Genomic DNA, 23,019 nt, shown 5'->3' on the forward strand with positions numbered 1-23,019 from the left:
GGTGCGTCTGACGCACCCAACGCCACATTGGGGCGCTTTGGGCGGGAGCGGGGGTCAGGCGAGGGTGGGAGTAGCTGCGGCGAAGGCGTCCGCCGCGGCGAGGTCGAAGTCGCCGTGGTCGCTGCCGAGGCCCTGGGCCACCAGTGCCGCCGCCGCGCTGCCCAGCACCGCCGCATCACGCAGGGAATGGCCGAGACCCAGGCCGCGCAGGAAGCCCGCCGAGAACGCGTCGCCGCAGCCGGTCGTGTCCACCACCGGCACGGCGAACGCGGGCACCGCGATGGTTTCCGCCGCCGTCACCACCAAAGCGCCGCGCGCGCCCCGCGTGACCGCCACGCAGCCGACGCCCGCGTCGAGCAGCGCGTGGGCACCGGCTTCGAGCGTGGCCGCGTTCGTCAAGCCCAGCAACTGTTCCTCGTTCGGCAGCAGGTAGTCCAAAGCGGACAACGCGGGCGCGAGCCAGGCCAGTACGCCGGGGTCGCCGGGGGCGAGCAGGTCGGCCGACGTCACCACGCCCGCCGCGCGCGCCGGGGCGAGGATCTTCGCCGCCTTCTCGCCGCCCATCAGCTCCGGCCCGCCCAGGTGCAGGTGGGTCGCGCGGGTGATGTCGGGCATGGGGGCGTCGGACGGCTCGTAGGTCAGGTTCGCGCCGGGGACGTGGAACGCGGGCCGGCTGCCGTCGGCGCGGATGGGCAGTACCGACGCCGAGGTCTGCACGCCGTCGCGGCGCAGGACCAGGGACGTGTCGACGCCGTGGCGGGCGAGCATCGCCAGCAGCAGGTCGCCGACCGGGTCGGTGCCGATCGCGCCGGCCGTGCGGACCGTCGCGCCCAGCTTGGCCAGCGTGACCGCCGTGCCCGCGGCGGTGCCCGCCGGGCCGAACCGGATCTGCTCCACCAGCGTCGCGCCCTGGCCGTCCGGGATGGCTTCGACCGGGCGGACCTGCACGTCGAACACGTGCGCGCCGAGCGTCACGACCGTCTGCGTCACCGCCCGTACCCCCGGCGCACGGCCGCGGCGACGACGGCTTCCTGCTGGGCGGAGTCCAGGACCCGCGGCGCGCCGAGCGTCGCGGCCCGCACGTACAGGCCGCACGCCCACTCGAGCAGCAGCGCGTTGTCGACCGCGGCTTCGAGGGTCGGGCCGTGGGCGACCGCGCCGTGGCTGGCCAGCAGCGCCGCGGACTTGCCGTCGAGCGCGGTGAGGGTTTCCGCGGCCAGCTCCGCCGACCCGAAGACGGCGAACGGCGCGACCCGGATCGCGCCGCCGAGGGCCAGCTGCTGGTAGTGGACGCAGGGCAGTTCGTCGAGCACCAGCGACACCGCCGTGGCCTGCGGGGAGTGGGTGTGCACCACCGCGCCCGCGCCGTAGCGCCGGTAGATCCCCAGGTGCAGCTCCAGTTCCGAGGTCGGCGCGCGCTCGCCGGCGACCACCTCGCCGTCCAGGTCGACGACCGTGACGTCGTCCGCGGTGGCCCGGCCCAGCACGACGCCGGTCGCGGTCACCGCCACGTGCTCGCCCACCCGGACGCTCACGTTGCCCGCGCTGCCGATGAGCAGGCCTTCGCCCGCGAGCCCGTGACAGGCCCTCGCCACCGATCGCCGCGCTTCGTCGAGCGTCGAACTCGCGTCTGCCATGCGCCGAGGCTAGGATAAATCCGAAACAAAGTCACGTTCAGGTTTGGGGAGCGGATGACCGAGGGCCGGCTGCGCCGGGTGCCGCGCCAGGCGCGCTCGCGGGAAAAGCTGGCCAGGGTGCTGGCGGCCGCCGACCGCCTGCTCGCCGCGGAAGGCGTCGAGGCGCTGACGACGACCCGCGTCGCCGCCGAGGCCGGGGTCCCGGTCGGGACGCTCTACCAGTACCTGCCGGACCGCGAGGCGATCACCGAGGCGCTGGCGGTGGGGTACCTCGCCCGGCTGGAAGAGCTCATGGACTCCTTCGCCGGGCGGGCGGAGCAGGAGGCCTGGGACGACCCGGTCGGCCTGCTAGTCGACGCGTTCGCCGGGCTCTACCGCGCCGAACCCGGGTTCCGCGCCCTGTGGCTGGGGCGCGGCCTCACCGACGGCGCCCGGGAAGCCGACCGCGCGCACAAGCGCGTGATGGCCACCGGGGTGCACCGCATCCTGGTCGCGCAGCACCTCCTGCGCGACGACTACGCGGCCGCGGTGGCCTGCCGCACGGCGTTCCTCGCCGCGGACGCCGTGCTCCAGGAAGCGTTCCGCGGCGACGGCGCACCCGAGTTGCTGGACCCGGTCAAGACGATGCTGCGGGCGTACCTCGGGCAGCTGCCCCGGCCGTAGCGACGAGGAACTCCTCGCCGCGGGCGATCCGCAGGCCGTCCGCGCGGCCCGCGAAGTACCGCTCGTTCAGCTCGTCGCCCGAAACGTGCACCGCGGCGCCGAACCCGGCTTCCCGGGCCAGCGCCAGCATTTCCGTGGGGGAGAAGGAGCTGACGAAGGGCGTGCCGGCCGCCTTCGCCTTGGCCGTGGTGGCGCGGTGCCGGGCGCGGTCGTCTTCGCCGAGGAGCTCGGGCGGCAGCATGAACGTCATCGCCAGCGTGGAGCCCGGGGCGAACCCGGCGATCCGGCGCAGCGTCGCCGCGTTCGCCTCCTTCGTCAGGTACATGCTGACGCCGGTGGACGCGACGACCGCCGGCTCGTCCGCCGCGAAGCCCGCCTCCGTGAGCCGGTCCCACCACGACGCGGCCTCGAAGTCGACCGGCACCAGCCGCAGCCACTCGGGCACGCCGAGGCCGAGTTCCTTCAGGCGCAAGCGTTTCCAGGCCTGCGGGCCCGGCTGGTCGACCTCGAACACGCGCAGGCGCGACGCGAATTCCTTGCGGCGCAGGGCAAAGGTTTCGAGCCCCGCACCGAGGATGACGTACTGCCCGACGCCGCGGTCCGCCTGCTCCACGACCAGGTCCTCGACGAACCGGGCCCGCGCGACCATCCCGGCCCGGTAGCGGCCGGCGCCGGCCGGGTCCATGTCGTCGCGGTCCCGCCAGCCCGCGCCCGGATCGGCCAGGCGCAGGCCGAGTTCGTCGGCGAACACGTGCGGCGGCGGGTCGGCGGCGACGTGCAGGGCCCGCCACAACGCGGTCCGCACCGCGGTGCTGTCCGGCGCGGTCACGTCAGCCCGCCGCGGGCGCGGACAGCGTCCACGTCCGCCCGTCGGGGTCGCGGACGGTCATTTCGCGGGTCCCGTAGTGGGTTTCCTCGAACGGGGTGACCACTTCGACGATGTCGTCGGCCCGGAACGCGTCGGCGTCCGGCACCTTGAAGACGACCTGCTGCCGCGGTTCCTGGCTCTCGGGCACCTCGGCGATGAACAGGTACGGGCCGTCACCGTTGCGGAGCAGCCCCGAGTTGTGGTCGGTCGCGAAGTCGATTTCGTAGCCCAGTGCCTGGAAGAACTTGGCCGCCTTGCCCCAGTTGTGCGTCTCCAGGTAGACGGCGTCGATGCCTTCGGTCGTCATGTCAGTGCTCCTCTTCGGTCCGGAGGTAGGCGCGCAGCGCTTCGGCGACGAGCGCCGACAGCGACTGCTCCGTTTCGACGGCGCGGTGCTTGACCTGCCGGATCAGGCCGACCGGCAGGTACACGTTGAACTGCTTGACGTCTTCATCGCCCACGGGCTGACCCTAGCATGCTAGCAAGGTAGCAAGCTAGAGGTCTTGTAACGTCCGAGGGCCGAGGGCGCCGAGACCGCGAATTTCCTGGATCCGCAGCCCTATCTGCGCGAGCTGCCGGGACTTGCTCTCCCGGTCGGCGCACGCGCGTTCGCCGCGGACCCCGAGCACTACGACTTCTGCAGTGCGAAGTGCGTCAAGGATCTCCGGATGGGGCAGCTGGCCGTTCGCGAGGCGGGGTACGCGAAGCTGGCGAGCCGGTCGGGTTCGAGCGGGCGCGTGTGGCCGGCCTCGCCGAGGCTCGGCGACCTCCAGCTGGACGAGATACTGCCGAATGCCGGTGGCTGTTCGCACGAGATCAAGTTCACCGGCGGGACCATCGTGATCGAGTGTGCGGACCTGACCGCGGAGTGGCTCAGCGCGTAGGTGCCGCCCGGTTCCGCCGTTCGCCGCTTGACGGCTGATCGCCGCGCCGTTCAGAATGCAAGCCGGACAACGCTTGTTAGCGTTAACATTCTGACGACGAGGTCGGAGCGATGCCGTGAAGCTGCGCTGGTTGCTGTCCGTGGTCCTGGTGCTCGCCGGGGCCGTCGTCCCGGGAACGGCCGCCGCTTCGGTCACGGCCGAAGCGGCGGTGCCGCCGCCCGTCATGGGCTGGGCGTCGTGGAACACCTTCGCCGCGAAGATCGACTACAACGTCATCAAAGCGCAGGCCGACGCGCTGGTGTCCTCGGGGCTCAAGGACGCCGGCTACAGCTACGTCAACATCGACGAAGGCTGGTGGCAGGGCACCCGCGACAGCTCGGGCAACATCACCGTCGACACCGCCGAGTGGCCCGGCGGCATGGCGGCCATCGCGGATTACCTGCACGAGCTGGGGTTGAAGGCCGGGATCTACACCGACGCCGGGCGCGACGGGTGCGGCTACTACTACCCGACCGGCCGCCCCGCGGCGCCCGGCTCCGGCAGTGAGGGCCACTACCTGCAGGACATGCTGCAGTTCCAGCGCTGGGGCTTCGACTTCGTCAAGGTCGACTGGTGCGGCGGCGACGCCGAAGGCCTCGACCCGGCGAGCACGTACCGGGCCATCAGCGACGCCAATCGCGCCGCGACCGCGCAGACCGGGCGGACACTCGCGCTGTCGATCTGCGACTGGGGCAAGAAGAACCCGTGGAACTGGGGGCCCGGAATGGCCCCGATGTGGCGGACCAGCACGGACATCATCTACTACGGCCAGACCGCGACCCTGCCGCAGGCGCTCGCCAACTTCGACCAGGCGCAGCACCCCGTCTCGCAGCACACCGGGTACGTCAACGACCCCGACATGCTCACCGTCGGGATGCCCGGCCTGTCCGCCGCGCAGGGGCGCACCGAGTTCGGGATGTGGGCGGTGTCCGGGGCGCCGCTGCTGGCGGGCAACAACCTCGCGACGATGAGCGCGGAAACGGCGGGCATCCTCAAGAACCGCGAAGTCATCGCCGTCGACCAGGATTCCCGTGGCCTGCAAGGGGTCAAGGTCGCCGAGGACGCCGCCGGTCTCCAGGTCTACGGCAAAGTCCTGAGTGGGACCGGCAAGCGCGCGGTCCTGCTGCTCAACCGGACGTCGTCGGCGGCGACGATGACCGCGCGCTGGGCCGATCTCGGCCTGACCCCGGCCGCGGCCCAGGTCCGGAACCTGTGGGCCGGTGCCGACAAAGGCAGCTACAGCACCGGTTACAGCGTCAGCGTGCCGGCCAATGACTCCGTGCTGCTGACCGTCCAGGGCACCGACGCCGCGGCCACGCACGGCACGACGCTCACCGCGGCCGCGACCGGGCTGGCCGTCGCGACCTTCACCTACAGCGCGACCGCCACGCAGACCGCGACCCTCGCGGTGAACGGCCAGCAGCCGACCACCCTCGCCTTCCCGGCGACCGGGGGAGCGGCCCAGACCGTCTCGGCGGTGGTGTCGCTGGGCAAGGGCACGAACACCCTGAAGCTCACGGGCACGGTCACCGACGTCGCGGTCCTGCCCCTGCCCGGGAGCAACGGCGTCCAGGTGGCCGGCACGCAGTCGGGGCGGTGCCTCGACGTGAACGACAACAGCATCGCCAACGGCGTCCAGACCCAGCTGTGGGACTGCGCCGCGGGACCGAACCAGACGTGGGTCCCGGCGCGCGGCCAGCTCGTCGTCAACGGCACGAAGTGCTTGGACGCCTACGACAACGGCACCGCCAACGGGACGGCCGTGGTCATCTGGGACTGCACCGGCCAGCGCAACCAGCAATGGGCGCTCAACGCCAACGGCACCATCACCAACGCACTGTCCGGGCTGTGCCTCGACGCGAGCGGTGCCGCCACCGCGAACGGCACCAAGATCATCCTCTGGACGTGCGGCGGCGGGGCCAACCAGCAGTGGACCCGGCGGTGAGTACGCCGGACCCGACTACCGCCAGTTGAACGGACAGCGGCTCAGCGGAGGTACCGGGCGAAGAAGGCGCTCAACACCGCGCGCTGGGTGGCCAGGCTGCGGCCGGGGTCGATCGTGCCGACGTACGGCGCGATCGACCCCGGGTCGAGCCCGAGCCGGGGGAGGAACACCTGGTAGTCGGTGTAGCTGAAGTGCTCGCCGTCGGGCAGGTGGTGCTGGCGGACCGGTCCGTGCTGGTGGCTCAGGAACTCCTGCCAGGAACCGTCGGACGCGGCGCTGTGATTGCCCGCGCTCATCAGGAGGAACGGCCGGTCGAGTCCTTCGGTGGCCACCCGGCCGTAGTCGCGGGCCGACTGGGAATAGGCCATGCTGCCGTCGAGGTCGGCGCCCGCGTCGAGGCGCCGGTCGGACACCATCGTTTCGCCGGTGGTGAAGCCGCCGCCGGAGTGGCCGAACATGCCGGTCCGCGAGAGGTCGAGGGAAAGCCTCGGCAGCTCCCGGTGCTCGGCGTCGGGATTCCCGCCCCGGGCCAGGGTTTCCAGCGAATCGAGGACGAACCGGGTGTCGGCCACCCGGGTGGCGATGAGCCGCTTGCCCGCGTCCGGGCCGGACGGCAGCACCCGCCGTTCGACGCGGCCGCCGGGGAACTCCACGGCCGCCGGTTCGTGCGTGTGGTCGATCGCCACCGTCACGTAGCCCTCGCTCGTGAGCTGTTCGAGCAGCGCCGTCCCCACCGAGCGCGGGTACTTCGCGCTGGGCGAATAGAGCACGACCGGCCGCGGTCCGCCGGCCGCGGGAGCGCCGGTGCGGGCGTGCGTGGGGAAGGTGTAGTCGAGCCGGTCCGCCGGAATGCCCAGCAGGCGCGCGTCTTCTTCGGCAATCGGCCCGGCGGCACCGGGCGTGAGGTAGGGCGCCGGTGCGCCACCCGGTCGGGCGGGGTACCGCACGGTGACCATCAGCTCCCGGGTCGTGCCCGCGACCCACGGGTCCGGCCGGGCGTGGTCGACGAGGTGCAGCTCGGTGCTGCCGACGGCGTACGGGCCGGTGGGCGCGGGCAGCCGGAGCGGCGTAGCGGCCGTGGCGGCGGGGACAGCGGTCAGGAGAAGGGCGCCGGTGACCCCGGCGGCGAGTACTTTTCGCATCCTTTGACCGTATTGCCGGGCTCGGCGCCGGACATCGGGATGATCACCGAGAACGACCCCGTCAGGGACCCGTCCAGTGGGCGGTCGGCAACGCGGGTACGCGGTGGCCGCGGTGGCCGGTCATCTCCCGGCCGGCGACGAGCGCGTTGAGCACCGCTTCCTCGACCGCCTGCACGACCGCTTCGAAGAACGGGTCGATCCGGCCCCACGGCACGAACCGGAGGTGCTCGTACTCGGCTTCGGCGGTGCGGGGGAAAGCGCTCGTCAGCGCGCCGGGGTTCGCCGTGCTGAAGGCGAGGAACAGGTCGCCCGAGAAGTGCGATCCGGTCGTGCCGGTGCGGGCCAGCCCGAGCGGGACCCGCCGGGCGAGCGCCGTGCACTGCCCCGGCAGCAGGGGCGCGTCCGTCCCGACGACGACGATCACCGAGCCCGCGCCGGGCGGTGCCGGGGCCCAGTCCGCCATCGGGTCGTCCGCCGCCAGCAGCGGGCCCACGGCTTCCCCGGCGACGGTGAGCTCGCGGCGGCTGCCGAAGTTCGCTTGCACCAGCACGCCCACGGTGTACTCGTCGGAGCCGTACTCGACGAGCCGGGACGCCGTGCCAGTGCCGCCCTTGAAGCCATAGCAGGTCATCCCCGTGCCGCCGCCGACGGAACCCTCTTCCAGCGCGCCGCCGCGCGCCGCGTCGAGCGCCGCGCCCGCGTGTCCACTGTGGATCGTCGGGGCGTTGATGTCGTTGAGGTAGCCGTCCCAGGTCTCGGCGACCACCGGCAGGAGCCACTCGGCCGCGACGTCGGGCCGCTCGCGGACCACCCAGTCGATCACGCCCCGGTGGCACGGCCCGACGGCGTGGGTATTGGTGATCAGCACCGGCAAGGCCAGTGAACCGGTCTCGGCGAGCCAGGCGGTGCCGGTCATCTCGCCGTTGCCGTTCAAGGAGAACGTCCCGGCCGCGCACGGCACGGCGAAGTCCGCGCGGCCGCGGGGGAGGATCGCGGTGACGCCGGTGCGCACCGACTCGCCCTCGACCAGCGTCGTATAGCCGACTTCGACGCCCGGGACGTCGGTGAGCGCGTTGCGCGTGCCGGGCCGGCCGGGCAGCCTGATGCCGAGGTCGCGCGCCCGGGTCATGCCAGCTCCGCCAGGCCGCAGGCGGTGCGGGCGAAGGAAAGCAGCATCGCTTCGGCGGTGGCCCGGTCCACCGTGGGCACAGCCTGGGTGAGGTGCAGGCCGTAGCCGTCCTCGAGGGCGACGAGGTTCCGCGCGATCGCGACCGGCTCGGCGGTGAGCGAGAATTCGCCGGTCGCCGCCCCGGCTTCGAGGATGCCGGTGTAGATCCGCACCTGCCGCTCGAACAGCGCGACGTGCCGGGCGGCGTACGCGGGGTCGCGGCGGGCGATCGTGCCGAGTTCGTAGAGCAGCACGCACAGCTCGTCGGACGGCCCGGTGGGCAGGCCGCCGCGGATCGTGGCGAGCAGCCGGTCCCGCGGGGTTCCGCCGCGGGCGGCGTCCTCCCGCTGGGCGCAGAACCGCTCGACGGCTTCCTGCTGCACCTCCCGCAGCAGGTCGGTCAGGGTGGGGAAGTAGTAGAGCACCGAGCCCGAGGACAGGCCGGCGCCGTCGGCGATGTCCCGCAGCCGCAGGTTGAGGACCCCGCGCTCGACGACGGCGCGGCGCGCCACCGCGATCAGCTCGGCCCGCCGCTCGGGGGCCCTGCTCGGTCGTGCCATGCGCCCCATTGTTCGAACGAGCTTCGAAAAAAGCAAGTACTTGACTATCCGGCTTCGCAGGTTTTTGATGCGTGCTCACTCGGTTTTTCGAAGGAGCTTCAGAGAACTGGAGGCCCGCTCGTGACCACCCCCGCCCTGCGCCGCGGCCTGCGCACCCTCGGCACCCTGCTCATCACGCTCTCGGCGATCAGCCCCGCGTCCTCGGTGTTCATCATCGCGCCGGGCGTGCTCACCGGCGCCGGGACCGGCGCGTTCTTCAGCTTCGCGGCCGCGGCGGTGGTCGGCGTGTTCATGGCGTTCGTCTACGCCGAACTCGCGTCGGCGTTCCCGGTGGCCGGCGGCGAATACGCGATCGTGGCCCGCACGCTGGGCCGGCTGCCCGGGTTCGCCGTGCTGGGGCTGATGATCGTCACGCAGGTGCTGATCGTCGCGGTGATCGCGCTCGGCGTCGGGACCTACCTGGGCGTGCTGTTCCCCGGCCTGCCCGGGCCGGCGGTCGCGGCCGCGACGTGCCTGCTGGCGGCCGTCGTCGGGATCTTCGACATCAAGCTGAACGCGTGGGTGACCGGCGTCTTCCTGGCCATCGAGATCCTGGCGCTGGTCGTGGTCAGCGCACTCGGGCTGCTCCACCCGGCCCGCCCGCTCACCGACCTGCTCGCCCACCCGGTCGCGGCCGGCGGCGGCCCGGCGACGATCGGCGCCATCGCGATCGCGACGTCGGTGGCGATGTTCGCCTACAACGGCTACGGCTCGGCGGTGTACTTCGGCGAGGAGACCCAGGACGCGTCCCGCGGCATCGCCCGCGCGATCCTCCTGGCACTGGCGATCACCGTGGTCGCCGAGCTGGTCCCGGTCACGGCGGTCCTGCTGGGCGCGCCGGACCTGACCGCGCTGTTCGGCTCGGAGAACATGCTGTCGGCGTTCATCACCGCCCGCGGCGGCGGCACGCTCGACACGGCGCTCAGCCTGGCGGTCGCGCTCGCGATCGTGAACGCGGTGCTCGCGATCGTGCTGATCAGCTCCCGCCTGGTCTTCAGCAGCGGCCGCGACCGCGCCTGGCCGGGTGCGGTCAACTGCGCCCTCGCGGCGGTCCACCCCCGCTTCGGCACCCCGTGGGTGGCGACGGCCGGCACCGGGATCGTGGCCGCGGCGCTGTGTTTCGTGGACCCCCAGCTGCTGCTCGTCGTGACGAGCACGTCGATCGTGGTGGTGTACGCGGCTCTGTGCCTGGGCGCGATCATCGGCCGCCGCACCGGCTCGACAGCGCACGCGCAGTACCGCATGCCGTGGTTCCCGGTGGCCCCGGTGCTCGCGCTGGCGGTGCTGGTTTTCGTGGCGTACCAGAACATCCTGGACCCGGCGGTCGGCCGGCCGAGCCTGCTCGTGACGGCGGGGATCGTGGTGCTGGCGACGGGGTACTACGCGCTGGTGCTGCGCCGCCGTGGCGGGTGGGAGCTGGCCGATCCGGTGGCGGAAACTCCCCGTTCCCGGACAAATAGGTGACAAATCGCGGGTAACGGGATCCTGTAACAGGCCCAGTGCGTTGCACGACTAGCGGAGGCGATATCCGGGAAACGAAACGCACGACGCACCGAGGTTGCGCATGGACGAAGGTTCCCCGTCGAGAATGCTCGACCCCGACCTGTTCGACCGGGGCGACATCTTCTGCTTCGACACGCAACCGTACCTGGGAGAACTGTTCGAAACCGTCCGGGCGCGCAAGAAGCCGCTGACCGTCGTCGTCGGTGCCGGGGTGTCGATGAACTCCAGCCTGCCGTCCTGGCGGGAACTCATCGACCGGATGACGAACGAGATCGAGAACTCGAGCACGAAGATGATCGCGTTGCGCGACAGTTCCGATCTGATGCGGAAAGCCGAGATCGTCCTGCAGATCCTAAAAGACAGCGGTGACGATCTCGAAGACCACGAGTTCATCCGGCGGGCGCTCTATTCCGATTCGCACGTCACGCCGGGAGTGCTGGCGGAGTCGATCGCGCGGCTGGTCTGCGCGAACCGGAAGTACGCCCGCAAGCGGGCCCGGCTGCTGACGACGAACTTCGACGAGATCCTCGAAGCGGCGTTGAGCGCGTACTTCGCCGAAGACGAGGTGAAGTCGTTCTCGCTCGAACTGGGCGGCAGTTCCGCGTGGACGGACTGGGATCGATTCCTCCGCCGGATCGGCGTGATGCACTTGCACGGCCTGGTCCGCCAGCAGGGCGACCCCGGCGAGCCGATCGTCCTCACCGAGTCCCAGTTCCTGAAGTACGGTGCGCAGGTACGGGAAGTCATCTCGAACGCGCTCGAGGGTGCCTGCACGATCTTCATCGGGCTGGGCATGTCGGACCCGAACCTCGTCGGCCCGCTCTACGCGACCGCGGAGGCGAGGCCGCCGCGCTTCTCCCTGGTGGTGCCGCCCGGCGTCGACGGGGTCACCACGACCGAGGCCGCTCGCTACGCCATCAACTCGGCTCGCTACCTCGAGGACAAGCTGGGCCTCAGGCCGATCTTCCTGAAGTCCTACTCGCAGCTGAACCAGGTCATCTCGGATCTCGCGCTCGCCGTCGTGGAACCGCGGCGGTACCGGCTCGAGGTGAAGAGCGACGCCTCACTCGTCTACCGCCGGCGGCTCACCCGGGCGCTGGACGACTGCTACGCGGGGGTCGGCTGCGAGAAATCCGTCGAGATCCCCACCGGGCAAGCCGCCGAAGAACTCACGACCCGGTTGCACCGGGCGCTGGAAATCGAGGACGGCCCGCTTCCCGTCTTGCGGGAACTCGCGCTGCGGTACGACCATCCGCTCGGCGGCGCGGGCGAGAACTTCGGCCTGTTCCTGTGGCTGCGCAGCCGGGAGCTCGAAGACCGGCGGCACCGCTACATCCTCAACCTCGTGGGGACGTCGGTGTACGCGCACCGCGAAGACTGGTCGCTGCGCCACCACGTGAAAATCAGCCGGGAAACGGAGTTCGCGGCCGCGCAAGCGGTTTTCACCGGCATCGTGCAGGCGACGAACCTCACGCCGACCCCGATCGCCCAGATCTGGCGGGGGATTTTCGCGATGCCCATCCTCATGTCCGGGATCGGCAGCGACCGGATGATCGGGGCCGGCCCAGCCGACGTCCTGACGGTGGGTGCCATCACGCTCAACTCGACGTTCGTCATCACGACCAACGGCGAGCCGGTGCCGCCCGGGGATCTGTCGTTGATCAGCAAGCTGGACTCGGCGGACAAGAACCTGCTGCTCGAGAGCCTGGACAAGGCCGCGCAGTACGCGATCCACCCGAGCTGACGCGGGTCAGTCCTTTTTGGCGCGCTTGGCCTTGATGACCGGCACCCGGCCGGGCACGGACACGTAGACCGAGTTGCCGACTTTCCGCTTGGGGGATTGGCCGATGACCGGCTCGCCGCGTTCGGCGGGGGTTTCCCGCTCACGCGCCGCCGCGTCTGTGCTCATGGCGTCACCCCTTCGCATCGGACGACCTCTGCGCGGAGGATGCCACAGGGGTCTGGAGAAGTGGTCGAAAGACACTCTCCGCTACCAACATTACGCCGACCGGGGGTTGATGTCGCTGCTGTTCGTGTCGAAGCATTCATGCGATCACCTTCCGCATCCAGTCGTGGCAGATCGCGGTTAATATGTTACGGGCAGTAGTGTCGGTGGGCAATCAATCATTCCCGAAGTCGCCCGTGCCGGCCGAACCGTTACCGGTGGCGGAGGGCTGATTTTTCACCGGCCCCGGTCAGTCCCCGGGCTCGATGACCGCCGGCTCGGCGAACCCGCACGCCAGCGCCCGCAGCGCCGCGTCGAGGTACACCGTGAGATCCGCGTCCGCCCGGGCCGACCAGCGCTCGTACGCCGCGCGGCAGGTCGCCAGCACCGCGCGGCCCACCGCCAGCGGGTACAGCGCGTCCGGGGGCTGGCCGGTGCGGGCGCCGACGTACGCGCTGACCGCTCGCTCCCACGCGTCGTAGTGGCGGGTCGCGCTGGCCGCCAGTTCCGGGACCGAGCTGAGCAGGTGCATCCGCATCCGGAGCTCCGGGACGTCCGCGGCGCGGTAGTGGTTGGCGGCGATGACCGCCTCGCGGACCGCGTCCAGGACCGGCAGGCCGGCGTCGGCGGCGGCGAGGTGCTCGGTGATCGTGCCGACCTCCGCGTCGAACTCGTTCCACAGGACGTCGGACTTGGCGTCGTAGTAGCGGAAGAACGTGCGCCGGCTGACGCCCGCGGCCGCGGCGATCTCGTCGACCGTCGTCTCGTGGAAGCCGCGCTCGGTGAACAGGCGCAGCGCGATGACCTCCAGTTCGCGGGCGCTCGTGCCGGGTGGCCTGCCGCGGCGGGCCGCGGGGGTGCGTTGGGTCATCCGGGTGCCGTTCCCTTTCCGGGGGTTGTTTCCGACACTGCGTGACATTACTCTGCTCGATATTCGTCACTGCGTGTCGAAAATAAGTCCCCGTGCCGAAGGAGTCACGATGACCGAGAAGATCGCCGAAGAGCCCGTCGAGGAGACCCCGGTCGCCGAAGACCTGCTGGTCGAGGAGGTCTCGATCGACGGGATGTGCGGTGTCTACTGAACCGTTCGACCTGGACGCGGCCTGGCGGCTCGACAGCCGGGTCGCGATCCGGCCGGAACGGTTCGGGGCGCTGCTGTACCACTTCGGCACGCGTCGCCTGTCCTTCCTGAAGAGCCCGGCCCTGCTGGCCGTCGTCCGGTCCCTGGACGCGCAGCCGAGCGCCCGCGCCGCCTGCGCCGGTGCCGGGGTGGGGGCGCCCGAGCTGCCGCGCTACCGCGCCGCGCTGGCCGCACTGGCCGAGTCGCGGATGATCCAGCCGAGGAGTCTCTGATGTCCCTTGTGGACGAATTCCAGTACGGGCTCGACGCGCCCATCTGCCTCACCTGGGAACTGACCTACGCCTGCAACCTTTCCTGCGTGCACTGCCTTTCCTCCTCCGGACGGCGGGACCCGCGCGAACTGTCCACAGCGGAGTGCAAGGCGCTGATCGACGAGTTCGAGCGCATGCAGGTCTTCTACGTCAACATCGGCGGCGGCGAGCCGACGGTGCGCCCGGACTTCTGGGAGCTCGTCGACTACGCCACCGAGCACCACGTCGGCGTCAAGTTCTCCACCAACGGCGTCAAGATCACCCCGGAGGTGGCGCGCCGGCTGGCCGCGAGCGACTACGTCGACGTCCAGATCTCCCTGGACGGCGCCACCGCCGAGGTCAACGACCACGTCCGCGGCCCCGGCTCCTACGCCACCGCGATCCGCGCCATGCGGAACCTGGCGGACGCCGGTTTCGAGAACTTCAAGATCTCCGTGGTGATGACGCGCCACAACGTGAGCCAGCTCGACGCGTTCAAGGCGATCGCCGACCGCTACGGCGCCCAGCTGCGGATCACGCGGCTGCGCCCGTCCGGCCGCGGCGCCGACACCTGGGACGAGCTGCACCCGACCGCCGCCCAGCAGCGGGAACTCTACGACTGGCTGGTGGCGAAGGGCGAGAACGTCCTCACCGGCGACTCGTTCTTCCACCTGGCCGGCTACGGCGGGGGCGGGCTGCCGGGCCTGAACCTGTGCGGCGCCGGGCGGGTGGTGTGCCTGGTCGACCCGGTCGGCGACGTCTACGCGTGCCCGTTCGCCATCCACGACACCTTCCTGGCCGGCAACACCCGGTCCGAGGGCGGCTTCGCGCGCGTCTGGCGCGAGTCCGAGCTGTTCACTTCTCTGCGCAGCCCGCAAAGCGCGGGCGCGTGCACGTCGTGCTCGGCGTTCGACGCCTGCCGCGGCGGCTGCATGGCCGCCAAGTTCTTCACCGGGCTGCCGCTGGACGGCCCGGACCCGGAATGCGTCCGCGGCCACGGCGAACTCGCGCTGGCGGGCGTCACCAGCGTCCCGAAGCCGTCGCTGGACCACTCCCACCGGCGCCGCCCGGTCCCGGTCACCATCGGGATGCGCCGCCCCTGCGACGAAAACCCGCTGGCCTGATGGTGCGCCTCGCGGACCTGTCCTGGCCGGACGTCGCCGATCGCGCGGCCTCGGGAGCGATCCTGGCGGTCCCGGTCGGCGCGACCGAGCAGCACGGCCCGCACCTCCCGCTGACGACCGACACCGACATCGCCCTCGAGCTGTGCGACCGGCTGGCCGGGGCCCGCCCGCAAGTCGTGGTGGCCCCGGCGGTGCCGTACGGCTCGAGCGGCGAGCACGCGGGGTTCGCGGGGACGCTTTCGATCGGCCAGGAGGCGACGGAGTTCTTGCTGCTGGAACTGGGCCGCTCGGCGGCGGAGACGTTCGGGCGCGTGCTGTTCGTCTCCGCCCACGGCGGCAATACGGGCCCGGTGACCCGCGCGGCGGCCCGGCTGCGGGCGGAGTCGCGGGACGTTTCGGTGTTCTCGCCGAGCTGGCCGGGGGAGCCGCACGCGGGCCGGGCGGAAACGGCGCTGCAGCTGGCGATGCGGCCGGAAGGTGTCCGGATGGAGCGGGCGGTGGCGGGGGACCGGAGGCCGATCGGGGAACTGTTGCCGCTGTTGCGGGAGGGCGGGGTGCGCGCGGTCACGACGACCGGCGTGCTCGGCGACCCGAGATCGGCGACCGCCGCCGAGGGCGCGGAGTTGCTGGGCGAGCTGACGGCGGCGCTGGTGTCGCATGTGGACGGATGGGGACGGGGATGACACGGACAGCGCTCGTCACCGGTGCCGCGCGGGGGATCGGGGCCGCCACCGTCCTTCGCCTGGCGCAGCAAGGGTACGCCGTCCTCGCCGTCGACCTGGCCGCCGATGATCCCGCCCTGCCCTACCCCCTGGGCACCGAAGCCGAACTCGCCGCCGTTGTCGAAAAGGCGGGCGAGCAAACCGCCCCCTTCATCGCCGACGTCCGGGACCTCGCAGCAATGCAAGCCGCCGTCGCACAAGCCGAACAGCGCTGGGGCGGCCTCGACGTCGCCATCGCCGCGGCAGGGGTCGTCGCCGGGGGCGTGCCGCTCTGGGAGGTGCCGGAAGACCAAGAACGGGCGGTCCTGGAGGTCGACCTCCACGGCGTCGTCCACCTCGCCCGCGCCGCCATACCCGCGCTGCTGCGAAGGCCGCAACCCCGGTCAGGCCGGTTCCTCGCCGTCGCTTCGGCCGCCGCCACGCGGGGGTTGCCGATGCTCGCCGCCTACTGCGCCGCGAAAGCCGGGGTGGCCGGGCTCGTCCGGGCGCTCGGGGCCGAGCTGGGGGAGACCGGCGTGACCGCCAACGCCGTCAGCCCGGGCTCGACCGACACCCCCATCCTCGCCGAAAGCGCCCGGCTCTACGCCCTGCCCGACGCCGCCGCCTTCGCCGCGCAGCAGCCGGTCCACCGGCTGCTCGACCCCGATGAAGTCGCCGCCGTGCTGGCGTTCCTCGCCGGACCGGACAGCGGGGCCGTGACCGGCGCCGTCGTGCCCGTGGACGGAGGGCTGGCCCTGTGACGCCCCTGCCACCCGGGTTCCGCGTCGAACTCGACCGCGACACCAAGCAGCTGACCGCCGACCTCCTCTTCGGCGGCTCCCCGGCCCGCGTCCTGCGGCTGACCGCCGCCGGGCAGGCCGCGTTGCGGGACCTCGCCGACGCACCCGTCACGTCCGCGGCCACCGGCGCGCTCGCCCGGCACCTCACCGACGCCGGGCTCGCCCACCCCGTGCCGCCCGCACCGGACCGGCCCGCGGACCTCACCGTCGTCGTCCCGGTGCTCGGCCGGCCGGGGCCGCTGGCCCGCTGCCTCGCCGGGCTCGGCGACCGGCACCCGGTCCTCGTCGTCGACGACGGCTCCGCAGACCCCGCCGCCATCGCCGGGGTGGCCGCCGCGCACGGCGCGAAACTCGTGCGCCGGGACGTCAACGGCGGCCCCGGCGTGGCCCGAAACACCGCGCTGGAACACGTTTCCACCGGGCTGGTGGCCTTTGTGGACAGTGACTGCGTTCCCACGCCCGGCTGGGCGGACGCGCTGGCCGCCCACTTCGCCGACCCGCTCGTCGCCGCGGTCGCGCCCCGCGTGCGCGCGCTCGCCCCGGACACCGCCGCCGGCCGGTACACCCGGGCCGCCTCCAGCCTCGACCTCGGGGACCGGCCCGCGCGGGTCGCGCCCGGCACGCGGACGTCGTACGTGCCGACCGCCGCGCTCGTCGTCCGCCGGAGCGCACTCACCGAGGTCGGCGCCTTCGATCCCGCGCTGCGCGTCGGCGAGGACGTCGACCTGGTCTGGCGGCTGCACACGGCCGGGCACCGGATCCGGTACGCCCCGGACGTCACCGTCGCCCACCACGAACCGGAAAGCTGGCGCGCGCTGCTCGGCAGGCGCGCCCGCTACGGCACGTCCGCCGCGCCGCTGGCGAAGCGGCACCCGGGCGCGCTGGCGCCGCTGGCACTGCACCCGTGGCCCACCCTCACCGTCGGCGCGCTGCTGGCCGGCCGTCCGCTGCTCGCCGCGGGCGGGTTCGCCGGCGCGGTGGGCGGCATGGTCCGCACCCTGCGTGCCCACGACGTCCCGGCCGACGGCGTCGTGCGGGCGATGGCCACCGCCGTCCACCAGACGTGGCTCGGCTGCGGCCGCTACGGCACCCAGTTCGCCGCGCCGCTGCTCGCCGCCCTGCTGGTCCCGCGGGGGTGGCGCCGCCGCGCCGCCGTCGCGTCCCTGCTGCTCGGCCCGCCGCTGACCGCGTGGGCCAAGCACAGACCCGGACTCGATCCGGTCCGCTACACCGCGGCCGCGATCGCCGACGACGTCGCGTACGGCGGCGGCGTCTGGGCCGGCTGCCTGGCCCACCGCACCCTCGAGCCGGTCCGCCCGGCTCTCGTCCGCCGCCCCTTGCGCTTCACCACGAAGGGAACCCGATGAGCACCTGGTTCGAATCCATCGCCGAAGCCCAGCGCCGCGCCAAGAAACGGCTGCCCGCGTCGGTCTACTCCGCCCTGATCGCCGGTTCGGAGAAGGGCCTCACGCTGGCCGACAACCTCGGCGCGTTCGACGAGCTGCGGTTCGCGCCGCGCACGGCGGGCCACCACGCGCAGCGGGAGCTGGGCACGCACGTCCTCGGCCGCGACGTCGCCCTCCCGGTGCTGATCTCCCCGACCGGCGTGCAGGCCGTGCACCCCGACGGCGAAGTCGCGGTGGCCAGGGCGGCCGCCGCGCGCGGGACGTCGATCGGGCTGTCCTCCTTCGGCAGCAAGCCGATCGAGGACGTGGTCGCCGCGAACCCGAACACGTACTTCCAGGTCTACTGGACCGGTACGCGCGACGACATCCGCCGCCGTCTCGACCGCGCCCGCGCCGCCGGAGCCGTCGGCATCATCCTCACGCTCGACTGGTCGTTCTCGCACAGCCGCGACTGGGGCAGCCCGCACATCCCCGAGCGGCTGACCCCGCGCGAACTGCTGCGCTTCGCCCCGGAAGGGCTGACCCGCCCGCGCTGGCTCCTGGACTACGTCAAGACGCGGCGGCTGCCCGACTTGAGCGTGCCGAACATGGCGTCACCGGGCGAAGAAGCACCGACGTTCTTCGGCGCGTACGGCCAGTGGATGCAAACGCCGCCGCCGTCGTGGGAAGACGTGGCCTGGCTGCGCGCGCAGTGGGACGGGCCGTTCCTGCTCAAGGGCGTGATCCGGGTCGACGAGGCCCGCCGCGCGGTCGACGCCGGCGTCAGCGCGCTCTCGGTGTCCAACCACGGCGGCAACAACCTCGACGGCACTCCGGCCACGATCCGGGCCCTGCCCGCGATCGCGGACGCGGTCGGCTCGGAGGTCGAAGTCCTGCTGGACGGCGGCATCCGCCGCGGCAGCGACGTGGTGAAAGCACTGGCACTCGGGGCCAAGGCGGTCCTGATCGGCCGCGCGTACCTGTGGGGCCTGGCGGCCGGCGGGCAGGCCGGGGTGGAGAACGTCCTCGACGTGCTGCGCAACGGGATCGACTCGACGCTGCTGGCGCTGGGCAAGAAGAGCGTCCACGAACTCACCCGGGAGGACGTGCTGGCGCCGGACGGCTTCGCGGCCGAACTCGGCGCCGCGCACGAGCGTGGCCCGGGCTCGTGAGCCCGGGCCACGCTCGGCGGGATCAGTAGCCGTAAACGGTTTCGTAGACCCGCTCCTGCGCGTTCGTCGCGACCAGGCCGTTGGCCCACAGCTGGTTCACGCGGCTGCGCTCGGTCGAGTTCGGGAACGCGTTCGTGCAGGACGGGCCGGGGCCGCCACCCGACATCAGCTCCGAGCACGGGCCCGAGTAGTGGTCGGGCAGCCCGAGGGCGTGGCCGGTCTCGTGGGCCGCGATGCGGGTCGGGTTGTACTGGCGGGCCTGGGTGTAGTCGATGAAGATGGTGCCGCTGCCGTGCCCGTTGGTCGAGGCGTAGGACCCGCGGGGGTCGTTGCCCTCGGTGTAGCGCAGGCTCGCGCCGGAGTTGCGCTCGACCAGTCTGACGTTGGTGACGCTGTTGTTCCAGTTGGCGGCACCGGCGTTGATCACCGAGCGGAACGTCGGTGCGCTGGCGGTGCTGTAGTACACCGTGGTGACCGCGGCTTCCTGCTCGGTGGCGGCCGACGCGGTCCCCGCGGCGAGCGGGGTCAGGGTCAGGGCGAGTGCGGCTGCGCCGACCAGGGCGAACTTCCTCGACATCGGAGAACTCCTCGTGGGGACGGGGATTTGCCGGATTTGCGCGCGCTGTCGAGAATTTACCGGGAAGACACCTTGGTCCGGAGCCGACTAACGTAGGGGCCGGGAAGTGGTGATTTACCACCACCTTCGACGGGTTGACACCGCCGCGGTCAGCTCTCCCGGGTCAGGTCCAGCAACTGCTGCTCCAGCTGCCGTGCCGCGGCGACGTCGATGCCGACGCCCCACAGCGGCGCGGTGCTCGCCCCGTCGGCCGCGGCCACCACGAGGGTGACGACGGACGCGGGCAGCCCGTCGTCGTGGAGCTCGCGGTCCCAGCGCTCGGCGTCCGCGCGCGCCATCGCGCCGATCTCCGGGATCGAGATCAGCTGGGCGATCAGCGCGATGTTCTCCCGGACGGCGACCTCGTCCTGGGACGTGTCCAGCGACGCCCGGACGTAGGCGCGGGTGAGCCGCCCCGGCGCGGTGTCGGTGGGGTCGAGCGCCGCGTGCACCTCGGCGCGGAAGGTGTCGAGGATGTCCTGGGCGAGCGTGCGCACCAGCGCGTCCTTGGCCGGGAAGTGGTACAGCAGCCCGCCTTTCGACACGCCGGCTTCCCGCGCGATGTCGTCGAGCGACGCCGAGATCCCGCGCGTGCGGATGGCGGTCGCGGCCGCGTCGAGCAGCGCCCGGCGGGTTTCTCCCGGGCCGCGCCCGGCTTTGCGAGGCATGCTCAGTCCTTTCCGGACGGAATGGTACGCCAGGCGATCAGCGCGGCGACGGCGGTGACGGCGGCCGCCGCCAGCGACGTGACCTGCATGGCGCCGGTGAAGGCGTCCCGCGCCGCCTGCGCGAGGTCCGACGCCGGGTCGAGCGCGGCCGTGGCCGAAGCGAGGGACTCCCGGACCTCGCCGGGCGCGCCGGCGGGCAGGAAAGCGCGGTACACCACGGTGACCAGCGAGCCGAGGAGCGCGATGCCCAGTGCCGCACCGAGTTCGTAGGCCGTCTCGGAGATCGCCGACGCCGAGCCCGCCTTGTCCCGCGGGACGGCCGAGAGCACCGAGTCGACGGTGAGCGTCAGCGCCAGCCCGACGCCGAGGCCGACCGGCACCAGGGTCAGGCCCAGCCACCAGTACTGCGGCGCCTCTTCGGCGACGGCGACGAGCGCCAGCCCGAGCGCGGCGACGGCCAGGCCCGCGGCGACGGCCCGGCCCTGCCCGAGCCGCCGCACGACCACGCCGACCGCGGCCACGACGACGATCGAGGCCAGCGTCGCCGGCATCTCCGCGAGCCCCGCCCGCAGCGGCGAGAAACCACGCACCAGCTGCAGGTACTGCGAGAAGAAGAACAATAGTCCCATCAGCGCGAAGACCGCGATGAAGTTCGCGAGCACCGCGCCGCTGAACGCGCCGTTGCGGAACAGGTCGACGTCGATCAGCGGGCCGGCCGTCCGCCGCTGACGGCGGATGAACAGCACCCCGGCGGCGATACCGAGCGCGGCGGCCACGGCCACCCGCGCGTCGACGCCTTCGCTGACGGCGTGCTTGACCGCGTAGACGAGCGGGACGATCGCCACCATCGACAGCGCCGCCGAGAGCAGGTCGAACCGGCCCGGGTTCGGGTCGCGCGACTCGGGGAGCAGGACCGCGCCCGCGATCAGGAAGGCGATGACGACCGGCACGTTGATCAGGAACACCGAGCCCCACCAGTAGTGCTCCAGCAGGGTGCCGCCGAGGAGCGGGCCGAGCGCGATGCCGCCGCCGGACCCGGCCGACCAGATCGCGATGGCGCGGGTGCGCTCGCGCGGGTCGGCGAACAGGGTGCGGATGAGCGAGAGCGTCGACGGCATGATCGTCGCACCCGCGACGCCGAGCAGCAGCCGGGCGACGACGAGCACGCCGGCGGTCGGGGCGAAGGCGGCCAGGACGGAGGCGGCGCCGAACGCGGCCGTGCCGAGGAGCAGCACCTTCTTGCGGCCGAAGCGGTCGGCGAGGTTCCCCGCCGTGACGAGCAGACCGGCCAGCGCCAGGGAGTAGACGTCGCCGATCCACAGGATTTCGGTGGCGCTCGGCGCGAGTTCGCGGGTCAGCGACGGCACGGCGAGGTACAGCACGGTGCCGTCGATCGCGAGCAGGAGCACCGCGCCGACGAGCACGCCCAGCGCGGCCCACCGGCGACGGGGGCTGAGGGACGGGTGGAGCGGTGCCCGGGTCGTGGTCATACCCGTTACTATACCGTCTGGACGGTACAGTAACGGGTGACGTCAGCCACCGCTCAGGGCTTCGCCAGGAAGAAGTAGGCGTAGTTCTTGTCGAGGTCGTTGCGCGGCACCAGCTGGACGGCCGCGGGCGTCAGGCCGCACCGCGTGGCCAGCTCCCAGAAGTCCGCGATCGGGTAGGTCGTCATCTCCGCGAGCCCGGACCGGTAGCCGCGGCGGCGCGGCCGGGTCCACCAGCTGCCGGTGTCGTACTTGATCTGGATGAGGGCCAGGCCGCCGGGTGCCAGCAGCCGCGACGCGATGCGCAGCAGGCGTTCGCCGTACTCCGGCGTCGGGATCAGCTCGAAGACGTAGAAGCTGAGGAACACGTCGCAGGGCTCACCGATCTTCGCCAGTGCCGCTTCGGGCTCCTCGACGTCGATGGAGACCGGCGTGAACGGCGTGTCGCACACGGCGGCGACCTCGCGCCCGCACTCGGCCAGCGTGTCGGCGGAGATGTCGACGCCGAAGTACTCCAGGGCGCGCGGGGCGAAGCTGACCGCGTTGGCGCCCCCGCCGCAGCCCCAGTCGACGATCCGGTGCCACGGCCGCGTGAACCCGGCCATCCCGGCACCCCGCTCGAACAGCTCGAGGTGCTCGCGGCCGATGCGCGACCAGAGGTCGTTGTCCTGGAACACCGACGCGTCCCGCCAGTGCGAATTCGCCCGCCACCGGTCGCCGGCCGGGTCGCGCCAGTACGCCTGCGCGTCGGTCGAGATCCGGCCTTCGGACTGCCGGGCTCCCACGCCGGTCAGCGTCCGCTGGACCAGGTCTTCCGCCCGCCGGGCGATCCGTTTCGCGTGCCGGGTCGCGGTCGACGTGCTGGGCGCCAAGCTGAACATGTGTCACCATCCGCGGTAGGGGTTGTGCCACCGGGAATGTCGACGGAGCGACGGCGGTTGTTTGGGGGCGAAGGTCCTCGCCGGTCCCGTGCGGAAAAGGACCGGATCGGGCCGGACGGCCCTGGCGGGGCACCGGGAGGAGCGGGGATGACGGCCGAAGAGCTGATGATCGAGTTCGCGCTGACCCGGCTGGACCACCCGGACCTCGACCTGGAGGAGATCGCGGCGCTGGTCGTCCGCCGGGGCGGGCCGGAGCGCGAGCTGGAGTTCGCGTCCCGCAACCTGGCCGACCGCGGCGAGCTGCGCGGCACGGCCTTCCGGACGGCGGTGGAGCACGTGCTGCGGGTGGTGCTCACCCTGCGCGGCCCCTCGGACTAGCGCACCCGGTCCGGCGGTGTCTTGAATGAGTCATTCAGGACCT

The 23,019-nt window shown here is 72.3% G+C and carries 27 protein-coding genes; 13 read left to right on the forward strand and 14 right to left on the reverse strand.

Annotated features, from left to right (window positions below; genetic code table 11):
- Positions 1 to 54: 54 nt before the first annotated feature.
- Both H4696_RS03140 and H4696_RS03145 read right to left on the reverse strand, forming a co-directional pair.
- On the reverse strand, positions 55 to 990 hold the full coding sequence (locus tag H4696_RS03140; protein ID WP_192782031.1) for a PfkB family carbohydrate kinase: 936 nt from the start codon (positions 988 to 990) through the stop codon (positions 55 to 57).
- A complete protein-coding gene (locus tag H4696_RS03145; protein WP_192782032.1) occupies positions 987 to 1,637 on the reverse strand; it encodes a class II aldolase/adducin family protein in 651 nt (216 codons plus the stop codon). Before H4696_RS03145 ends, H4696_RS03140 begins: the two co-directional genes overlap by 4 nt.
- Positions 1,638 to 1,691: 54 nt before the next feature.
- On the opposite strand from H4696_RS03145, the gene H4696_RS03150 reads away from it, so the two are divergent.
- Positions 1,692 to 2,300, forward strand: coding sequence for a TetR/AcrR family transcriptional regulator (locus H4696_RS03150; protein ID WP_086863903.1), 609 nt, complete (start codon positions 1,692 to 1,694; stop codon positions 2,298 to 2,300).
- Here the strand turns inward: H4696_RS03150 and H4696_RS03155 are convergent.
- The 3 genes from H4696_RS03155 to H4696_RS03165 are packed head-to-tail and all read right to left on the reverse strand — an operon-like array spanning position 2,254 to position 3,629.
- Positions 2,254 to 3,129, reverse strand: coding sequence for a class I SAM-dependent methyltransferase (locus tag H4696_RS03155; RefSeq protein WP_086863902.1), 876 nt, complete (start codon positions 3,127 to 3,129; stop codon positions 2,254 to 2,256). The two genes, H4696_RS03150 and H4696_RS03155, sit on opposite strands and share 47 nt — an antisense overlap.
- Position 3,130: 1 nt before the next feature.
- Positions 3,131 to 3,475, reverse strand: a complete 345-nt coding sequence (locus H4696_RS03160) for a VOC family protein (RefSeq protein WP_086863901.1) — start codon at positions 3,473 to 3,475, stop codon at positions 3,131 to 3,133.
- 1 nt (position 3,476) lies between these two features.
- Positions 3,477 to 3,629: a ribbon-helix-helix protein, CopG family gene (locus H4696_RS03165; protein WP_086863900.1), complete on the reverse strand. Its 153-nt coding sequence runs from the start codon at positions 3,627 to 3,629 to the stop codon at positions 3,477 to 3,479.
- A 207-nt stretch (positions 3,630 to 3,836) separates the two neighbouring features.
- Here H4696_RS03165 and H4696_RS49725 point away from each other — a divergent pair, with 207 nt between their 5' ends.
- Both H4696_RS49725 and H4696_RS03175 read left to right on the forward strand, forming a co-directional pair.
- Positions 3,837 to 4,052: a hypothetical protein gene (locus H4696_RS49725; RefSeq protein WP_225955576.1), complete on the forward strand. Its 216-nt coding sequence runs from the start codon at positions 3,837 to 3,839 to the stop codon at positions 4,050 to 4,052.
- A gap of 115 nt (positions 4,053 to 4,167) precedes the next feature.
- Entirely contained in the window at positions 4,168 to 6,036 is a 1,869-nt protein-coding gene (locus H4696_RS03175; protein WP_086863898.1) for an RICIN domain-containing protein, read from the forward strand.
- Between the two features lie 41 nt (positions 6,037 to 6,077).
- On the opposite strand, the gene H4696_RS03180 is transcribed toward H4696_RS03175, so the two are convergent.
- From H4696_RS03180 to H4696_RS03190, 3 genes are all read right to left on the reverse strand, one after another.
- A complete protein-coding gene (locus H4696_RS03180) occupies positions 6,078 to 7,178 on the reverse strand; it encodes an alpha/beta hydrolase (protein WP_225955577.1) in 1,101 nt (366 codons plus the stop codon).
- A gap of 61 nt (positions 7,179 to 7,239) precedes the next feature.
- Positions 7,240 to 8,307 carry a DmpA family aminopeptidase gene (locus tag H4696_RS03185; protein WP_086863897.1) on the reverse strand — a complete coding sequence of 356 codons (1,068 nt, stop codon included), beginning with the start codon at positions 8,305 to 8,307 and terminating at the stop codon, positions 7,240 to 7,242.
- Positions 8,304 to 8,906: a TetR/AcrR family transcriptional regulator gene (locus H4696_RS03190; protein ID WP_086863896.1), complete on the reverse strand. Its 603-nt coding sequence runs from the start codon at positions 8,904 to 8,906 to the stop codon at positions 8,304 to 8,306. The genes H4696_RS03185 and H4696_RS03190 overlap by 4 nt, the downstream gene beginning before the upstream one ends.
- A gap of 120 nt (positions 8,907 to 9,026) precedes the next feature.
- On the opposite strand from H4696_RS03190, the gene H4696_RS03195 reads away from it, so the two are divergent.
- Positions 9,027 to 10,409 carry an amino acid permease gene (locus H4696_RS03195; protein ID WP_192782033.1) on the forward strand — a complete coding sequence of 461 codons (1,383 nt, stop codon included), beginning with the start codon at positions 9,027 to 9,029 and terminating at the stop codon, positions 10,407 to 10,409.
- Between the two features lie 100 nt (positions 10,410 to 10,509).
- On the forward strand, positions 10,510 to 12,192 hold the full coding sequence (locus tag H4696_RS03200; protein WP_086865317.1) for an SIR2 family protein: 1,683 nt from the start codon (positions 10,510 to 10,512) through the stop codon (positions 12,190 to 12,192).
- A 6-nt stretch (positions 12,193 to 12,198) separates the two neighbouring features.
- Here the strand turns inward: H4696_RS03200 and H4696_RS03205 are convergent, their stop codons facing one another.
- The gene (locus H4696_RS03205; RefSeq protein ID WP_158104448.1) at positions 12,199 to 12,357 is read right to left on the reverse strand and encodes a hypothetical protein; all 159 of its coding nucleotides are present in this window, start codon (positions 12,355 to 12,357) and stop codon (positions 12,199 to 12,201) included.
- Positions 12,358 to 12,643: 286 nt separating this feature from the next.
- On the reverse strand, positions 12,644 to 13,264 hold the full coding sequence (gene mftR / locus H4696_RS03210; RefSeq protein WP_086865318.1) for a mycofactocin system transcriptional regulator: 621 nt from the start codon (positions 13,262 to 13,264) through the stop codon (positions 12,644 to 12,646).
- A 109-nt stretch (positions 13,265 to 13,373) separates the two neighbouring features.
- Here mftR and mftA point away from each other — a divergent pair, with 109 nt between their 5' ends.
- The 7 genes from mftA to mftD are packed head-to-tail and all read left to right on the forward strand — an operon-like array spanning position 13,374 to position 18,946.
- The gene (gene mftA / locus H4696_RS03215; RefSeq protein WP_125307730.1) at positions 13,374 to 13,475 is read left to right on the forward strand and encodes a mycofactocin precursor MftA; all 102 of its coding nucleotides are present in this window, start codon (positions 13,374 to 13,376) and stop codon (positions 13,473 to 13,475) included.
- On the forward strand, positions 13,465 to 13,746 hold the full coding sequence (gene mftB / locus H4696_RS03220; RefSeq protein ID WP_086865320.1) for a mycofactocin biosynthesis chaperone MftB: 282 nt from the start codon (positions 13,465 to 13,467) through the stop codon (positions 13,744 to 13,746). Before mftA ends, mftB begins: the two co-directional genes overlap by 11 nt.
- Positions 13,746 to 14,888: a mycofactocin radical SAM maturase gene (mftC, locus tag H4696_RS03225; RefSeq protein ID WP_086865321.1), complete on the forward strand. Its 1,143-nt coding sequence runs from the start codon at positions 13,746 to 13,748 to the stop codon at positions 14,886 to 14,888. The genes mftB and mftC overlap by 1 nt, the downstream gene beginning before the upstream one ends.
- Positions 14,888 to 15,571: a mycofactocin biosynthesis peptidyl-dipeptidase MftE gene (gene mftE, locus H4696_RS03230; RefSeq protein ID WP_225955578.1), complete on the forward strand. Its 684-nt coding sequence runs from the start codon at positions 14,888 to 14,890 to the stop codon at positions 15,569 to 15,571. The genes mftC and mftE overlap by 1 nt, the downstream gene beginning before the upstream one ends.
- Positions 15,568 to 16,350, forward strand: a complete 783-nt coding sequence (locus H4696_RS03235; RefSeq protein WP_192782034.1) for a mycofactocin-coupled SDR family oxidoreductase — start codon at positions 15,568 to 15,570, stop codon at positions 16,348 to 16,350. The genes mftE and H4696_RS03235 overlap by 4 nt, the downstream gene beginning before the upstream one ends.
- Entirely contained in the window at positions 16,347 to 17,756 is a 1,410-nt protein-coding gene (gene mftF / locus H4696_RS03240; protein WP_086865247.1) for a mycofactocin biosynthesis glycosyltransferase MftF, read from the forward strand. The genes H4696_RS03235 and mftF overlap by 4 nt, the downstream gene beginning before the upstream one ends.
- Positions 17,753 to 18,946, forward strand: coding sequence for a pre-mycofactocin synthase MftD (gene mftD / locus H4696_RS03245; RefSeq protein WP_086865246.1), 1,194 nt, complete (start codon positions 17,753 to 17,755; stop codon positions 18,944 to 18,946). Before mftF ends, mftD begins: the two co-directional genes overlap by 4 nt.
- 22 nt (positions 18,947 to 18,968) lie before the next feature.
- Here the strand turns inward: mftD and H4696_RS03250 are convergent, their stop codons facing one another.
- The 4 genes from H4696_RS03250 to H4696_RS03265 all read right to left on the reverse strand — a co-directional run bounded on the left by H4696_RS03250 (position 18,969) and on the right by H4696_RS03265 (position 22,598).
- Complete coding sequence (locus H4696_RS03250) at positions 18,969 to 19,523, reverse strand: snapalysin family zinc-dependent metalloprotease (RefSeq protein WP_086865245.1); 555 nt, start codon at positions 19,521 to 19,523, stop codon at positions 18,969 to 18,971.
- A 149-nt stretch (positions 19,524 to 19,672) separates the two neighbouring features.
- The gene (locus H4696_RS03255; RefSeq protein ID WP_086865244.1) at positions 19,673 to 20,230 is read right to left on the reverse strand and encodes a TetR/AcrR family transcriptional regulator; all 558 of its coding nucleotides are present in this window, start codon (positions 20,228 to 20,230) and stop codon (positions 19,673 to 19,675) included.
- Positions 20,231 to 20,232: 2 nt separating this feature from the next.
- On the reverse strand, positions 20,233 to 21,720 hold the full coding sequence (locus tag H4696_RS03260; protein WP_192782035.1) for an MFS transporter: 1,488 nt from the start codon (positions 21,718 to 21,720) through the stop codon (positions 20,233 to 20,235).
- Between the two features lie 53 nt (positions 21,721 to 21,773).
- On the reverse strand, positions 21,774 to 22,598 hold the full coding sequence (locus tag H4696_RS03265; protein ID WP_086857234.1) for a class I SAM-dependent methyltransferase: 825 nt from the start codon (positions 22,596 to 22,598) through the stop codon (positions 21,774 to 21,776).
- A 147-nt stretch (positions 22,599 to 22,745) separates the two neighbouring features.
- On the opposite strand from H4696_RS03265, the gene H4696_RS03270 reads away from it, so the two are divergent.
- Complete coding sequence (locus H4696_RS03270) at positions 22,746 to 22,976, forward strand: hypothetical protein (RefSeq protein ID WP_086857233.1); 231 nt, start codon at positions 22,746 to 22,748, stop codon at positions 22,974 to 22,976.
- Positions 22,977 to 23,019: the final 43 nt, after the last annotated feature.

The organism is Amycolatopsis lexingtonensis (assembly GCF_014873755.1).
Classification (GTDB): domain Bacteria; phylum Actinomycetota; class Actinomycetes; order Mycobacteriales; family Pseudonocardiaceae; genus Amycolatopsis; species Amycolatopsis lexingtonensis.

Excerpts from the sequence above, each read along its gene's own strand:
- H4696_RS03145 (WP_192782032.1), bottom strand. The coding sequence starts at position 1,637 with ATGGCAGACGCGAGTTCGACGCTCGACGAAGCGCGGCGATCGGTGGCG.
- H4696_RS03150 (WP_086863903.1), top strand. The coding sequence starts at position 1,692 with ATGACCGAGGGCCGGCTGCGCCGGGTGCCGCGCCAGGCGCGCTCGCGG.
- H4696_RS03160 (WP_086863901.1), bottom strand. The coding sequence starts at position 3,475 with ATGACGACCGAAGGCATCGACGCCGTCTACCTGGAGACGCACAACTGG.
- H4696_RS49725 (WP_225955576.1), top strand. The coding sequence starts at position 3,837 with ATGGGGCAGCTGGCCGTTCGCGAGGCGGGGTACGCGAAGCTGGCGAGC.
- H4696_RS03180 (WP_225955577.1), bottom strand. The coding sequence starts at position 7,178 with ATGCGAAAAGTACTCGCCGCCGGGGTCACCGGCGCCCTTCTCCTGACC.
- H4696_RS03185 (WP_086863897.1), bottom strand. The coding sequence starts at position 8,307 with ATGACCCGGGCGCGCGACCTCGGCATCAGGCTGCCCGGCCGGCCCGGC.
- H4696_RS03190 (WP_086863896.1), bottom strand. The coding sequence starts at position 8,906 with ATGGCACGACCGAGCAGGGCCCCCGAGCGGCGGGCCGAGCTGATCGCG.
- H4696_RS03200 (WP_086865317.1), top strand. The coding sequence starts at position 10,510 with ATGGACGAAGGTTCCCCGTCGAGAATGCTCGACCCCGACCTGTTCGAC.
- H4696_RS03205 (WP_158104448.1), bottom strand. The coding sequence starts at position 12,357 with ATGAGCACAGACGCGGCGGCGCGTGAGCGGGAAACCCCCGCCGAACGC.
- mftR (WP_086865318.1), bottom strand. The coding sequence starts at position 13,264 with ATGACCCAACGCACCCCCGCGGCCCGCCGCGGCAGGCCACCCGGCACG.
- mftA (WP_125307730.1), top strand. The coding sequence starts at position 13,374 with ATGACCGAGAAGATCGCCGAAGAGCCCGTCGAGGAGACCCCGGTCGCC.
- mftC (WP_086865321.1), top strand. The coding sequence starts at position 13,746 with ATGTCCCTTGTGGACGAATTCCAGTACGGGCTCGACGCGCCCATCTGC.
- mftE (WP_225955578.1), top strand. The coding sequence starts at position 14,888 with ATGGTGCGCCTCGCGGACCTGTCCTGGCCGGACGTCGCCGATCGCGCG.
- H4696_RS03235 (WP_192782034.1), top strand. The coding sequence starts at position 15,568 with ATGACACGGACAGCGCTCGTCACCGGTGCCGCGCGGGGGATCGGGGCC.
- mftD (WP_086865246.1), top strand. The coding sequence starts at position 17,753 with ATGAGCACCTGGTTCGAATCCATCGCCGAAGCCCAGCGCCGCGCCAAG.
- H4696_RS03250 (WP_086865245.1), bottom strand. The coding sequence starts at position 19,523 with ATGTCGAGGAAGTTCGCCCTGGTCGGCGCAGCCGCACTCGCCCTGACC.
- H4696_RS03255 (WP_086865244.1), bottom strand. The coding sequence starts at position 20,230 with ATGCCTCGCAAAGCCGGGCGCGGCCCGGGAGAAACCCGCCGGGCGCTG.
- H4696_RS03260 (WP_192782035.1), bottom strand. The coding sequence starts at position 21,720 with ATGACCACGACCCGGGCACCGCTCCACCCGTCCCTCAGCCCCCGTCGC.
- H4696_RS03265 (WP_086857234.1), bottom strand. The coding sequence starts at position 22,598 with ATGTTCAGCTTGGCGCCCAGCACGTCGACCGCGACCCGGCACGCGAAA.
- H4696_RS03270 (WP_086857233.1), top strand. The coding sequence starts at position 22,746 with ATGACGGCCGAAGAGCTGATGATCGAGTTCGCGCTGACCCGGCTGGAC.